The organism is Agrobacterium sp. K11, assembly GCF_059429395.1.
Genome location: NZ_JCAHRB010000008.1, coordinates 16,405 through 28,760 on the forward strand (window position 1 = coordinate 16,405; position 12,356 = coordinate 28,760).

Annotated in this window: 13 protein-coding genes; 7 read left to right on the forward strand and 6 right to left on the reverse strand. The window is 58.5% G+C overall.

The features are described 5' to 3' along the window. Positions 1-40: 40 nt before the first annotated feature. Positions 41-1,264: an MFS transporter gene (locus AC5SEO_RS14985; protein ID WP_013762156.1), complete on the forward strand. Its 1,224-nt coding sequence runs from the start codon at positions 41-43 to the stop codon at positions 1,262-1,264. Positions 1,265-1,274: 10 nt separating this feature from the next. Then, on the forward strand, positions 1,275-2,390 hold the full coding sequence (locus tag AC5SEO_RS14990) for an FAD binding domain-containing protein (RefSeq protein WP_065658408.1): 1,116 nt from the start codon (positions 1,275-1,277) through the stop codon (positions 2,388-2,390). 96 nt (positions 2,391-2,486) lie between these two features. Here the strand turns inward: AC5SEO_RS14990 and AC5SEO_RS14995 are convergent, their stop codons facing one another. From AC5SEO_RS14995 to AC5SEO_RS15015, 5 genes are all read right to left on the reverse strand, one after another. Then, entirely contained in the window at positions 2,487-4,160 is a 1,674-nt protein-coding gene (locus AC5SEO_RS14995; RefSeq protein ID WP_174069033.1) for an FAD-dependent oxidoreductase, read from the reverse strand. Positions 4,161-4,217: 57 nt separating this feature from the next. Then, the gene (locus AC5SEO_RS15000) at positions 4,218-4,523 is read right to left on the reverse strand and encodes a UBP-type zinc finger domain-containing protein (RefSeq protein ID WP_003519260.1); all 306 of its coding nucleotides are present in this window, start codon (positions 4,521-4,523) and stop codon (positions 4,218-4,220) included. Positions 4,524-4,551: 28 nt separating this feature from the next. After that, positions 4,552-4,923: a response regulator transcription factor gene (locus tag AC5SEO_RS15005; RefSeq protein ID WP_065663393.1), complete on the reverse strand. Its 372-nt coding sequence runs from the start codon at positions 4,921-4,923 to the stop codon at positions 4,552-4,554. A gap of 91 nt (positions 4,924-5,014) precedes the next feature. After that, the gene (locus AC5SEO_RS15010; RefSeq protein WP_013762159.1) at positions 5,015-5,656 is read right to left on the reverse strand and encodes a response regulator transcription factor; all 642 of its coding nucleotides are present in this window, start codon (positions 5,654-5,656) and stop codon (positions 5,015-5,017) included. Beyond that, on the reverse strand, positions 5,649-7,226 hold the full coding sequence (locus AC5SEO_RS15015) for an ATP-binding protein (RefSeq protein ID WP_174069034.1): 1,578 nt from the start codon (positions 7,224-7,226) through the stop codon (positions 5,649-5,651). Before AC5SEO_RS15015 ends, AC5SEO_RS15010 begins: the two co-directional genes overlap by 8 nt. A 362-nt stretch (positions 7,227-7,588) precedes the next feature. Between AC5SEO_RS15015 and AC5SEO_RS15020 the strand changes: the two genes are divergently transcribed. The 3 genes from AC5SEO_RS15020 to AC5SEO_RS15030 are packed head-to-tail and all read left to right on the forward strand — an operon-like array spanning position 7,589 to position 10,163. Further along, positions 7,589-8,608, forward strand: coding sequence for a cupin domain-containing protein (locus AC5SEO_RS15020; RefSeq protein ID WP_174069036.1), 1,020 nt, complete (start codon positions 7,589-7,591; stop codon positions 8,606-8,608). Positions 8,609-8,648: 40 nt separating this feature from the next. Continuing rightward, entirely contained in the window at positions 8,649-9,167 is a 519-nt protein-coding gene (locus tag AC5SEO_RS15025; RefSeq protein WP_003519251.1) for a Dps family protein, read from the forward strand. Between the two features lie 24 nt (positions 9,168-9,191). Then, positions 9,192-10,163: an alpha/beta fold hydrolase gene (locus AC5SEO_RS15030; protein ID WP_174069038.1), complete on the forward strand. Its 972-nt coding sequence runs from the start codon at positions 9,192-9,194 to the stop codon at positions 10,161-10,163. Positions 10,164-10,234: 71 nt separating this feature from the next. On the opposite strand, the gene AC5SEO_RS15035 is transcribed toward AC5SEO_RS15030, so the two are convergent. After that, on the reverse strand, positions 10,235-11,140 hold the full coding sequence (locus AC5SEO_RS15035) for a LysR family transcriptional regulator (RefSeq protein WP_174069040.1): 906 nt from the start codon (positions 11,138-11,140) through the stop codon (positions 10,235-10,237). A gap of 95 nt (positions 11,141-11,235) precedes the next feature. Here AC5SEO_RS15035 and AC5SEO_RS15040 point away from each other — a divergent pair, with 95 nt between their 5' ends. Then, positions 11,236-11,559: a nuclear transport factor 2 family protein gene (locus AC5SEO_RS15040; RefSeq protein ID WP_174069042.1), complete on the forward strand. Its 324-nt coding sequence runs from the start codon at positions 11,236-11,238 to the stop codon at positions 11,557-11,559. Further along, entirely contained in the window at positions 11,556-12,335 is a 780-nt protein-coding gene (locus tag AC5SEO_RS15045; protein WP_019566821.1) for an SDR family oxidoreductase, read from the forward strand. The genes AC5SEO_RS15040 and AC5SEO_RS15045 overlap by 4 nt, the downstream gene beginning before the upstream one ends. Positions 12,336-12,356: the final 21 nt, after the last annotated feature.

A 12,356-nucleotide genomic window follows, 5' to 3' on the forward strand; every position in this document is an offset into this window, starting at 1 on the left:
CATATTTTGCCCAGATCAAGATTGGCGGTGGAACAGTATCATGGAAAAGACAGGACAGATGCAAGCCGGGGCGGCAAGCGCCACCCACAATGATGCGATCGGACAAGTTGCGCTTCTGGCCATGGCCGTCGCGGGCGGTATTGCCGTCGCAAACATCTACTACAATCAGCCGATGCTCGGGCTTATCGAGGCGGATTTCAGTCGGCAGCCAGTTACCGGCATGGTGCCCACCGCAACGCAACTCGGTTACGCACTGGGGTTGTTCCTTTTACTGCCGCTCGGCGACCTCGTTAATCGCCGCCGGATGATCATCGGGCAATTCGTGGTGCTTGCCGCCGCGCTCGCGCTGGCTGCACTGGCGCCGACGGCCTGGATGCTGGTTGCAGCATCGGTCATGGTTGGAGCATGCTCGACAGTCGCCCAGCAAATCGTGCCATTTGCGGCATCGCTGGCCGCGCCGGAAAAGCGCGGCGCCACAATCGGCACCGTCATGGCAGGCGTATTGTCGGGCATATTGTTCAGCCGCACCCTGTCGGGCTTTGTGGGCGAACACGCTGGCTGGCGGGAAATGTTCTGGATCGGCGTACCGCTCGCCCTGCTCGCCGCGGGCCTCATGTTTGCGGTCCTGCCGCATCATCGGCCAACCTCGACTTTGCGATATCATCAGGCGCTCCGGTCGCTTGGCCAGCTATGGAAACGCCACCCGGCCTTGAGGGCAGCGACCATCATCCAGGCGTTTCTGTTCGCGTCGTTCACGGCCTTCTGGACCATCCTCGCTCTCTATCTGGCGGGGCCAGAATTTCAGCTCGGTGCGGATGTCGCGGGTCTGTTTGGGATCGTCGGTGCGGTCGGCATATTTGCAGCGCCTCTGGCAGGAGTTGTTGCCGACAGACGGGGACCGCATTTCGTGGTCTGGATGGGCGCCGGATTGACGATCGCCGCCTGGCTTATCTTCGGCCTCTGGGCATCGATCGCTTCCTTGGTTGTAGGCGTCATCGTACTTGATTTCGGCATACAGAGCGCGCTGATTTCTAACCAGCACATCATTTATGCCCTGGATGCCGATGCGCGTAGCCGTCTCAACACGGTCTTCATGACTGGCATGTTTCTGGGGGGTGCCACAGGTTCGGCGATGGCGACACTGGCCTGGGGGCAGGGCGGCTGGCTCGTCGTCAGCCTTCTCGGCGCGGCGTTTGGCCTCGCAGCCTTCGCGGTGAAAATATTTCATCATCGCCGGCATTCGCCGACGGTTGTCGGAAACTGAGGGCGGAACGATGGAAAAGCTACGTATAGGAATCGTCGGCGGTTCGCTTGCCGGCCTCTTCGCTGGCATCATGTTACAACAGGCTGGCCACGATGTTCGCATTTACGAGCGATCGAAGAGCGGTCTTGCAGGTCGGGGAGCTGGCCTCGTCGGTCAGAGGGACCTGCTGCACATTCTCCGGCTGATTGGCTGCGAGCATGTCGCCCGTATCGGCGTGGTGGCTAAGGAACGCATCTATCTCGATCAGGACGGCCGTATCGCCCAGACCGTTAAGGCGCCCCAGACCCAGATCTCCTGGGATTACCTATTCGAAACTGTCGCTTCCCGCATCGCTTCAGGAAGCTATGTGTTGGGTCGGGATGTCGTCAAAGTGCTGGATGGCGAGAGTGGCGCGGAGCTGATTTTTGGTGACGGCACGCGGGTGAATGCCGATCTGGTTATCGGTGCCGATGGCCTTGGTTCGGTGGTGCGCGCAGCGGTCAATCCCGGAGACACTCAAAACCGCTATTCCGGCTATGTCGCATGGCGTGGATTGATACCGGAAACGAGGCTTCCAACGGCAGCTAATCTGCTTCTCGACCGGTTTGCCTTTCATGTCAGGCCGGGCGTACATGCGCTCGGTTATCTTGTCCCGGGCTCAAAGGGCGAAATGGACATCGGCAATCGCCGATATAACTGGGTCTGGTATCGCAAAGTGCCAGCAAGCGAACTTGCCCACACGTTCACCGATCTGGATGGGCGAACGCATGCATTTTCGCTGCCGCGTGGTGGCTTGTCGAGCGACCGTCTGGAGGCGTTGCGCGTCGATGCGCTGCAGATGCTTCCGCCGCAATTCGCCCAGGCGGTCGAGGCGGAGCCAAGCCCCTCTATCCAGGGCATTTTCGACTACGAGTCGCCCCGCATGACGGGCCGTTCGGTCGTCCTCATCGGCGACGCCGCCTTTGTCGCGCGTCCGCACACCGCGATGGGCGTGTCGAAAGCAGCGGGCGATGTCATGGCGTTGAGCAACTGCCTGGAGTCCGAGGTTGACCTTCCCAGTGCCTTGCAGCGGTTCGAGGATGATCGCATCGCGGTTGGCCGGGAAATCGTTGCTTATGGCCGGCAACTCGGTGCGTCGGCTATCTGAGTATCGACCGGCTGTCTGTCACGGTACTCAAGAACGATATTTTTAACCCGCTGGCTTCTGCCAGCGGGTTTTTGATTTTGAGAAAGGTCGGATGCTTCAGTTTGGGGGCTTTATAAGGCTTAGTGCGGCGTGGATTTGCGAGACGACGGCGGCACCTTCCCCAACTGCTGCCGCGACCCGCTTGGTCGATCCGGCACGGACATCCCCGATGGCAAAGACATTCGGCAGGCTGGTTTCGAGAGGCAATGGCTTGCGGGAAAAACGACAATGCTCATCGAAGGATTGCCCAGTGACGATGAAGCCCTTGTCATCGGTTTGCACCCGGCTGCTGATCCAGCCAGCGTTCGGATCCGCGCCGATAAAAAGGAAGAGATGATGAAGCGGCAAGGTGTTCACGCTTCCATCCAGGCGGTTGCGCAGTCTTGCGGAGGAGATGCCAGTGGCGTTATCGCCATTGATCGCGTCCACTTCGCAATGCATGTGCAGTTGGACGTTCGGCAGGGCCTTGATACGGTCGATCAGATATTGCGACATCGTATCTTCGAGTGCGCGCCGCACGACCAGATGAAGTGTCTTGACCTGAGGCGCCAGAAAAACGATGGCCTGGCCTGCCGAATTGCCGCCGCCAACCAGGACGATCTCTTCGCCGGCGCAAAGTTTTGCCTCGATCGGCGAGGCCCAATAGGAAACGCCGTTGCCCTCGAAACCGTCAATGTTGGTGATGTCCGGCCGCCTGTAGCGAGCGCCGGATGCGATGACGACACTGCGGGCCGTCACCGATTTTCCACCGTCGAGTTCGAGCGCCAGCACACCGGCGTCATCTTTCGGAGGGATCAGATTTTTGACAGCGACGGGAAGAACCATTTCCGCCCCGAACTTGAGAGCCTGATTGTAGGCACGTCCCGCCAGCGCCTGTCCGGATATGCCCGTCGGGAAGCCGAGATAGTTTTCGATCCGGGACGAAGCGCCGGCCTGCCCCCCAATCGAGTGTTCATCGATGACAAGGACGTCGAGCCCTTCCGAAGCGGCATAGACGGCGGTGGCAAGGCCCGCCGGTCCAGCGCCGACAACAGCGACGTCATAGAGCTTTCCGGGCTTGAGGTCCGGCGTCATGCCGAGACATGCTGCGGCCTCCGCATCGGTCGGTTTCTTGAGCACGGTGCCGTTGGGGCAGACCATTAGCGGAAGGTCGGAGGCGAGAATACCCAGACGTTCGATCAGCGCCTTACCTTCACCCTCCATGGCAGCATCAAGCACGATGTGGGGAAAGGCATTGCGGGCTAGAAATCCTTGCAGGCGCGAGAGCGCGGCATTGCCAGCGGTTCCAATCAGAACAGAACCTGCGCCTGCATCGATCAGACCGACGCGGCGCAGGATGAAGGCGCGCATGATGATTTCGCCGACATCGGCCGATCCGATCACCAAGGCCCGCAAATGGGCGGCATCAAAGGGAATGGCCGTGCAGCCCTCGGACCCGGCGCGGGCCCCGGCAAGTGTCGGTCGACCCGACAGCTGGTTGACTTCGCCAGACAACTGGCCTGCTCCATGCGTCGTGATCGGCGCCTCGCCGGAAAGACCTTCGTGGCGAAACACGTCCATCGATCCCTTCAGCACCAGCCAGGCGGGCGCTGCGTGGTCTCCTACCTTGTAGACGAAGTCACCACGGGCGAAATCTTTTGGCTCGCCGCTGGCAAAACGCTTGGCCGTCTCGACCTGATGGGGGGTGAGCACCGGAAACATCTGGTCCAGGCGCGCGCTGAGATCTGCCATCTGTTACCTCCAGCTGGAAATGTCGTCCGCAGGTCACCGCCGATCTTTCGGCGAAGTTCAGTAATATCGCGGTATCGGCCCGCGTTGCGGTGTCTGATCAGGCAGGTCCACCATGGTTTCGTCCACATAACACCAGCCCCAGCCTTCCGGCGGGTCATAGCCCTCGATGATGGGGTGGCGGGTGGTGTGGAAATGCGCGGTCGCGTGGCGGCCGGGGGACTGATCGCAGCAGCCGACATGACCACATTCGCGGCAGAGCCTCAAATGAAGCCATATCTGGCCAGTTTCGAGACATTCCTCGCAGCCAAGCGTCATGGGCTTGACCGATCGGATCGTCGGCAGGTGCGAGCATTGATCAGACATGGTTCCACTCCTGAACGTGTTGGAAATTTCAGTGCTTCAGTGCTTCTTCAAGACACAGTATAAGCTGGTTGAAATCGACTGGTTTCCCAAGGAATGCGAATGCACCGCCATCCATTGCCGCTGCTCTCGTTCGCTCGTCGCAATAGGATGTCATGAAAATCATCGGCGGCTTTTGATCACCACGCGAGTTTAACACGTCCTGCATCTGGATGCCGCTCAAGCCTGGCATTTTAACGTCGACCAGCATGCAGTCGATCGCGACGCGATCACCGCAGGCCAGAAAGTCTTCCGCAGACGAAAACAGCCGGCTCTCGTAACCGCAGGACAAAACGAGATCGTCAAGGGCTTCGCGGATCGACCGATCGTCGTCAACGATGGCTATGACAGGTGTTCTGGACAATTTGATTGGGCCTTGCCTCTTAAAATCAACTGGCTTCTATATGCGCCATCGAGACACAACATTGCACCATACAAGGGTCTAGGTTTTGGCCTCAAAGGCCCAGCAGTTCCGCCTTGCGCACCAGTTCGGCTACGGAGCGCGCCTCCATTTTGCGCATGACATTGCCGCGATGCAGCTTGACCGTGATCTCACTGATCCCGAGGTTGAACGCAATCTGCTTGTTCATCAGGCCTTGCACGACAGCCGTCATGACCTCATGCTCGCGGCGGGTCAATGTCTTGGCCAGCTCCACGACGGCGCCATTTGCAGCAGATTGCTGGCGCATTTCCCGATCTTTCTGAAAAGCAACCGAGACGGCGTCGAGGATGTCCTGGTCCCGAAAAGGTTTGGTCAGGAAGTCGATGGCACCTGCTTTCATGGCACGGACTGTCATTGGTATATCACCGTGACCGGTCATGAAGATGATCGGCATTCGGTTGCCGAGTTTTTCCAGGTGGAGCTGAAAATCAAGGCCGTTCGCACCGGGCAGGCGAACGTCGAGAAGAATGCAGCCAGGTCGGTCCAGATCGGCATTTTCGAGCAGGTCCTGGGCGCTTTCAAAGGATTTTGCTTCTGTTCGAATTGACAGGAACAGATCGACCAAAGCCTCGCGTATCGCAGTATCGTCATCGACGACGTAGACAACCGGCGTATCGCCGTTCGGCGGTTTGGCGGACTTTCTCGCATCATTCATGGGTTGCTTCCATCGGGACGATCATTTCGAACAATGCGCCACCATCGGTGTGATTGCCGGCAGACAGCGTGCCGCCGCGGGCTTCGAGCATGCTGCGGCAGATGGCAAGGCCCATGCCAAGCCCGGTTGGTTTGGTCGTGCAGAATGGTTTGAACAGGTTTTTGAGAACGTCCGGACTGAGCCCGGGACCTGTGTCGAGAACCTTGATGATCACGCTTTGATCATCCCCAGGCTCGATCGTTACCGATATCCGCCGCATCGCTTCCGGGGTTTCGGCCATGGCGTGAAGCGAATTGGTGATCAGGTTGATCAAGACTTGCTGCAGCTCTATCCGCACAGCGTTGACGGTGGGCACATCGCTTGCTTCAGCTATTTCAACAATGACCCCGTTTCTGACCAGCTCGCTCTCCATCAGCGCGCGTGTCTCCGTGACGAGATCGGCCAGCGAAACCGGCTCGATATCGGGCGGGCGGTTACCAAGCATTGATCGTGCGCTCTGAATGATGTCGCTGGCACGCTGGCTGTCACGAGCGATGCGCTCAGCTGAGCGGGAAACGGCTGCCAGATCCGGCGGGTCGCGATCCAGCCAGCGTTGCAGGGTCTGGGCGTTGACCACCAAGGCGCCGAGCGGCTGATTGAGTTCGTGCGCGAGCGAGGCAGATAACGCCCCGACGGTTGCCGCGCGCGACGCCAATGCCAATTCCGCCTGGGCCTCGAACAGTGCTTTCTGGGCGAGTTCCCGTTCCGTAATGTCGAACATACCGACAATGACACGGTTGAAATTGGCAGGATCTTCAGGAAAGCCAACGGTCAGCAGCACAAATTTGCTGGTGCCATCGCTGGTGATGATGCTGCCCTTGCCTTCGAAATGCGTCTCGTTGTTGAAAATTGCCGCGATGAGATCGAGAAAGGTGGCGTCGTCCTGGGCAATATAGCGGCGCATGGAGCCGGGATTGTTGTTGCCCACATGGCCCAGCAATTCAAGTGCCGCCGCGTTGGCGGCAACGGTAGGGACGCTGACGATGCATCGCTCCAGAAAATCCGGGTTCTCCCGAGCGTGAGCACCAAGGTCTTTGACACCATCTGCTTTCAACGCCATCAGCATTGCGCGGACCTGCGAATAGTCGCGCTCCCAAAGTGCAACGCGGCTTTGCTCAAAAATCGTCCGGTAGCGCTCTTCGCTGCTCTGCAGGGCGGCATTGAATTTCACAAGATTGAGGCGCGCGCGCTGATTGCGGATGATCAAGGCGCAGGTGATCAACATTGCAGCAACCGCAACCGCCAGGCGTAGGGTTGCGGCGAGGTCGGTTTGCAGCCCATGAGCTGCAAGATACGAGACTGCCGCCAGACTGATACAGATACCGGTCACCAGCATCGTTCCTTTTTCTGTCAGGGTTTCTGCCGACAGAAGCAAGGTGATGACATAGAGCGTGGCAAGCGCGCTGTGAATGTCGGTATAGGTATCGAGATAGAAGATCAGCGCTGCGAGCAAAAATGCGCAGACGAGCACGCCAAGTTCAAAGCGCGCCGGCAGCCGTCTTTCCGGGTTTACCAGGACCAGCGAATGCAAGGAGATTTCCCACGTTGAGATCGACCGCATTATCAAGCCATCCCTGCTGCCAAAACGCAAATGGCAATTCCAATATTCCTATGCAAACTCAATCTCATAACCGCGCAAAAAAGAAAGGCCATTCCAGGACTGGGATGGCCTCAGATGGATCGCGACATCCATGTGAAAGGGCGCGCTTGAACATTCAGGGTGCATTGGCATCCAGCGTCTCTTCAGTGGAGGGCCTGAATTTGTAGCCTCGGTTCGGCAGGCGAGCCACTATACTTAGGTGTCAGTCCGACTAACCAAGCATTGGATACCGCGCAACCAGATCCTCGCCTACAACCGTCTCGTCAAACAAACGATGTGGGCAGGAGCTGAAGATGCAGATTTCAAAACATGTTCTTTCTCTCAAGGACCGGCCTGCAGCCTTCGAAGGCCCGGCGGGATCGATCATGCGCCTTGGTCGCAATCAACTGCCAATCCTCAAAGGCCTTTCAATACGCAGGCTGGTGCTCACGGCACACGCGATCAGGGAGCCTCACTGGCATGCGAATGCCAATGAACTGGGCTACTGTGTCCGCGGCCAGGCACTGGTGACTGTCGTCGGCAATCATGGCAGCCGCGACGTATTTCTTATCGGCATTGGCGAAATGTTCTTCGTTCCGTCAGGCACGGTTCACGCAATTGAAAATACCGGTGAGACGGAGGCGGAGTTCATCCTTGCCTTTTCGAACGAGAATCCGGAAGATTTCAGCCTGTCTGGCGCCTTCGACGTGATGTCCGACGCCGTGCTGCTGAGCACATTCGAGTGGCAACCGCAAAAGCCGCCGAGTTTTGGCAGGCTGAACGCGAACACAGAGATATTCGACCTGCAGGCCCAGCCAGCCGTTGAAAAGCAGGCGCTTCATCCAAACAGGCTCAAATTCCGTGTCGAGGAGTCAGCGCCGCACGTATCGTCGCCGGCGGGCTCTGCAAGGACCGCGCAGGCTCCGGCTTGGTCTGTTCTCGATGGTCTTTCGATGTTTTCTGTCCGCATCAGCGAGATTGGCCTGCGCGAACCGCACTGGCACCCCGAGACCGCCGAAATGGGCTATGTGCTCGAAGGGACCGGTCAGATGACAGTCCTTGATCCCGATGGAAGCGCTGACACTTATTCGATCCATCCGGGTGACGCCTATTTCGTGCCGCCGGCTTACCCGCATCACATCGAAAACACCGGCAGTGGCACGCTGCATATCCTGATTTTCTTCAGTCGCAGCGCGCCACAAGATATCGGTTACCGAGCAGCGGCGGCCGGTTATTCACCCAATGTGATCGCTAGCCAGTTGGGCCTTTCCGAGCAAGCCCTCCTGCCTCTTCCTGTCGATATCGACGATCCGCTGATCGTTGCACGGCTCTGAATCCCTGAAACCCTGAAACCCAAACCCAATGGAGATTACCATGAACCGCACCCTCGCTGAAAAACATCGCAAGTCGCCTCTTGCAACACCGACTGCCCTTGGCACGAACGCAACCGCCGATATTTCCGGCGCGTTGACGGCGCTGCTGGCCGATGTCTTCGCGCTTTATCTCAAGACGAAGAATTTTCACTGGCATATGAGCGGTCCGCATTTTCGCGACTACCACCTGATGCTGGACGAGCAGGGCGAGCAGATCTTCGCCATGACGGACGACATTGCCGAGCGAGCCCGCAAGATCGGCGGCACCACACTTCGTTCGATCAGCCATATTTCCAGGTTGCAGCGGCTTCTCGACAACGACGCCGATTTCGTGACCCCGGCGGATATGCTGGCCGAGCTTCGCGACGATAACCTCACACTCGTCTCGCTGATGAAGGCGACACACAATCTTTGTGAAGACCATGGCGACATCGCAACCGCCAGCCTGATCGAAAACTGGGTGGATGAGGCAGAGCGCCGTGCCTGGTTCCTGTTCGAAAGCACCCGCGGCGCCGAATGAGCGCGCGAAATTTCGGAGAGGCCCATGATCAACGAACTTTCACTGTCCCGTCGGCAGGTCCTGTTGGCCGGCACCACGGTTTCTCTGGCCTTGGCCATGCCGGCGATGGCTTCCGAAAAGAAAATTTCCCGTAACCCAGAAGGAATTGCATCGATGACCACGAATTTCGTCACCACCAAAGACGGCGTAGAGATATTCTTCAAGGACTGGGGTCCGAAGGATGCACAGCCGATCGTCTTCCACCATGGGTGGCCGCTGTCGTCAGACGACTGGGATGCCCAGATGCTGTTCTTACTCAGCAAGGGATATCGTGTTGTGGCCCACGACCGCCGCGGCCATGGACGCTCCAGCCAGGTGAGCAATGGTCACGACATGGATCATTACGCTGCCGATGCCTCCGCCGTCGCCGAATATCTTGACCTGCGCAATGCCGTTCATATCGGTCACTCCACAGGCGGCGGCGAAGTCGCTCGGTACGTCGCACGGCATGGTCAGCCACAGGGCCGCGTGGCAAAGGCTATCCTCGTCAGCGCCGTTCCGCCGCTGATGCTGAAAACCGCAGCCAATCCTGATGGCACGCCGATGGAAGTCTTCGATGGGTTCCGTAGCGCCCTGGCAGCCAATCGCGCGCAGTTCTTCCTCGATGTTGCGTCGGGCCCATTTTATGGTTTCAACCGGCCGGATGCGAAAGTTTCGCAGGGTGTGATCGACAATTGGTGGCGCCAGGGGATGATGGGCAGCGCCGTGGCGCACTATGAAGGTATCAAGGCGTTTTCGGAGACAGATCAGACCGAAGACTTGAAGGCGATTACCGTTCCCACGCTGGTGACCCAGGGTGATGACGACCAGGTCGTTCCCTACAAGGCCGCCGTAGAGCTTCAGGCCAAGCTGATCAAGAACAGCACGATGAAGATCTACAAGGGCTTCCCGCACGGGATGCTGACCACGCATGCCGACGTGATCAATCCAGACCTGTTGGCCTTCATCAAGGCTTGATTGTTTCCCTATCCCAAGACGTTTGTGGCGGCTCCCCAAAGGGCCGCCACTACAAATGCGAGGTCAGCGGGTTAGTCAGCCGCTCGTCGCGAAAGCTCGCGGGCCAGATCAAGAAACGCTTTCACTCCAGCCGACAGATTGCGGCGCCCGGGATAATACAGGCAGAGCCCCGGATACGGTGGTGTCCAGTCCTCCAGCACCCGGACAAGGCGCCCCGCTTTGATGTCGGGAAGCACTTCCTCTTCCATGGTATAGCCCAGGCCGGTACCTTCCAGCACCGAAGTCCTCACAAGGCCCGCTTCATCGAGTGTGATCGGGCCTCGCACATCGATTTGCACCGGCTCGTCGTCTTTTTCAAACCGCCATCGAAACAGTGAGCCGTCCGGCAAGCGAACGCGAATGCATCTGTGATTGAGAAGATCCGGAGGAACCACGGGTTTGGGATGTTGTGCGAAATAGTCCGGAGAACCGACAACAGCGTGTCGCTGTGGCCGGCCGAGCGAAACGGCAATCATGTCGCTGGGAACGAGACCTGCCACCCTGACGCCCAGATCAAAACCGTCATTGACGATATCAACCATTTTTCCTTCCGTGACCAGATCGACATTCATCTCGGGATAGCGACGCAGGAACTCAAGCACGAGCGGTGAGATGATGGCGCGTGCTGCAAACGGTGCCGCATTGATGCGTATCGTTCCAGACGGTGTCTCGCGTTGAGAGCGCACCGTTTCCAGAGCGGCATGAAGGTCCTGAAGCGAAGGCGCAACCTGCTGTACAAAGAGCCTGCCGGCATCTGTCAGCGAGACGCTGCGCGTGGTGCGATTGAACAATCGTACGCCGAGCCCCGCCTCAAGCCTGCCGATGGTGTGGCTGAGCGCAGTTGTGGACATACCGAGATCGATAGCCGCTGCGCGAAACGTCCCGCGCCTGGCGATCGCGATGACTGCTTCGAGTTCCCTAATGTTTAACTGTTCCATTATCCCGATCTGTTCAACATCACGTGCTTATTTATCCCACTTATCCATGCAATGGTAGAGCACTAACTTAGGGGCACCTCACAAGGAGAAATAAGATGGATATGCCCCAAGTTGTGAATATGTATTTTGACGCCGACACCCGCAACGATGCCGACGGGCTGTTGCAAACGCTTGATGTCGATGCGGTGGTCGAGGACGAGAATGCCCGCTATCAGGGCACTGCCGCCATCCGTCAATGGTGGATGGCCGCCAAGAGGTCGGCTCAATACGTTGCCGAACCTGTGGAAACCACGGTTGACGGTGACAAGGTACTCGTGCGGGCGAGGGTGAGGGGCAAGTTTCCCGGTAGTCCGGTGATGCTAATCCATGCCTTCACGATCAAGGACGACAGGATCGTCAGGCTGGAGATCCGGTCATGACCGACTTTCTCAATCTGAAAGGCAAACGCGCACTCATTACGGCTGGAACCAAGGGTGCTGGCGCTGCGACCGTCAGCCTGTTTCGCGAACTCGGCGCAAAGGTGCTGACGACAGCGCGTGCCCGTCCGGAAAACATGCCGGAAGAATTGTTCGTCGATGCGGACCTGAGCACCGAAGAGGGATGTGAAATCGTCGCAGAGGCCACGCGGCGGCGCCTTGGCGGCGTCGATGTCATCGTCCATATGCTGGGTGGCTCCTCAGCATCGGGGGGCGGCTTTTCTGCCCTGTCGGAGGATGACTGGCACAAGGAAATGTCGCTAAACCTTTATCCGGCTGTCCGACTGGATCGGCAACTGGTCCCGGATATGGTCGCCCGGGGAAGCGGCGTCGTCGTGCATGTGACATCCATCCAGAGAGTCCTGCCGCTTCCGGAATCGACAACAGCCTATGCCGCAGCGAAAGCGGCACTTTCGACCTATAGCAAGGCGATGTCGAAGGAAGTGTCGCCCAAAGGCGTGCGCGTCGTTCGGGTTTCGCCGGGCTGGATCGAAACGGAAGCCTCCGTCCACCTTGCAGAGCGCCTGGCGAAGCAGGCCGGAACTGACCTTGAGGGTGGCAAGAAGATCATCATGGATGGACTGGGCGGCATTCCGCTCGGCCGCCCGGCAAAACCGGAAGAGGTCGCAAACCTGATCGCCTTCCTCGCTTCCGACCGCGCGGCTTCGATTACTGGTACCGAATACACAATTGATGGGGGGACGGTGCCGACAGCGTAGGTTCCGAGATGCGCCTGCAGA

Bases quoted from the DNA above. Each gene is read 5' to 3' on its own strand.
- AC5SEO_RS15040 (WP_174069042.1), top strand. From the start codon at position 11,236: ATGGATATGCCCCAAGTTGTGAATATGTATTTTGACGCCGACACCCGC.
- AC5SEO_RS15000 (WP_003519260.1), bottom strand. From the start codon at position 4,523: ATGTCTGATCAATGCTCGCACCTGCCGACGATCCGATCGGTCAAGCCC.
- AC5SEO_RS15025 (WP_003519251.1), top strand. From the start codon at position 8,649: ATGAACCGCACCCTCGCTGAAAAACATCGCAAGTCGCCTCTTGCAACA.
- AC5SEO_RS15010 (WP_013762159.1), bottom strand. From the start codon at position 5,656: ATGAATGATGCGAGAAAGTCCGCCAAACCGCCGAACGGCGATACGCCG.
- AC5SEO_RS15030 (WP_174069038.1), top strand. From the start codon at position 9,192: ATGATCAACGAACTTTCACTGTCCCGTCGGCAGGTCCTGTTGGCCGGC.
- AC5SEO_RS14990 (WP_065658408.1), top strand. From the start codon at position 1,275: ATGGAAAAGCTACGTATAGGAATCGTCGGCGGTTCGCTTGCCGGCCTC.
- AC5SEO_RS14985 (WP_013762156.1), top strand. From the start codon at position 41: ATGGAAAAGACAGGACAGATGCAAGCCGGGGCGGCAAGCGCCACCCAC.
- AC5SEO_RS15020 (WP_174069036.1), top strand. From the start codon at position 7,589: ATGCAGATTTCAAAACATGTTCTTTCTCTCAAGGACCGGCCTGCAGCC.
- AC5SEO_RS14995 (WP_174069033.1), bottom strand. From the start codon at position 4,160: ATGGCAGATCTCAGCGCGCGCCTGGACCAGATGTTTCCGGTGCTCACC.
- AC5SEO_RS15045 (WP_019566821.1), top strand. From the start codon at position 11,556: ATGACCGACTTTCTCAATCTGAAAGGCAAACGCGCACTCATTACGGCT.
- AC5SEO_RS15035 (WP_174069040.1), bottom strand. From the start codon at position 11,140: ATGGAACAGTTAAACATTAGGGAACTCGAAGCAGTCATCGCGATCGCC.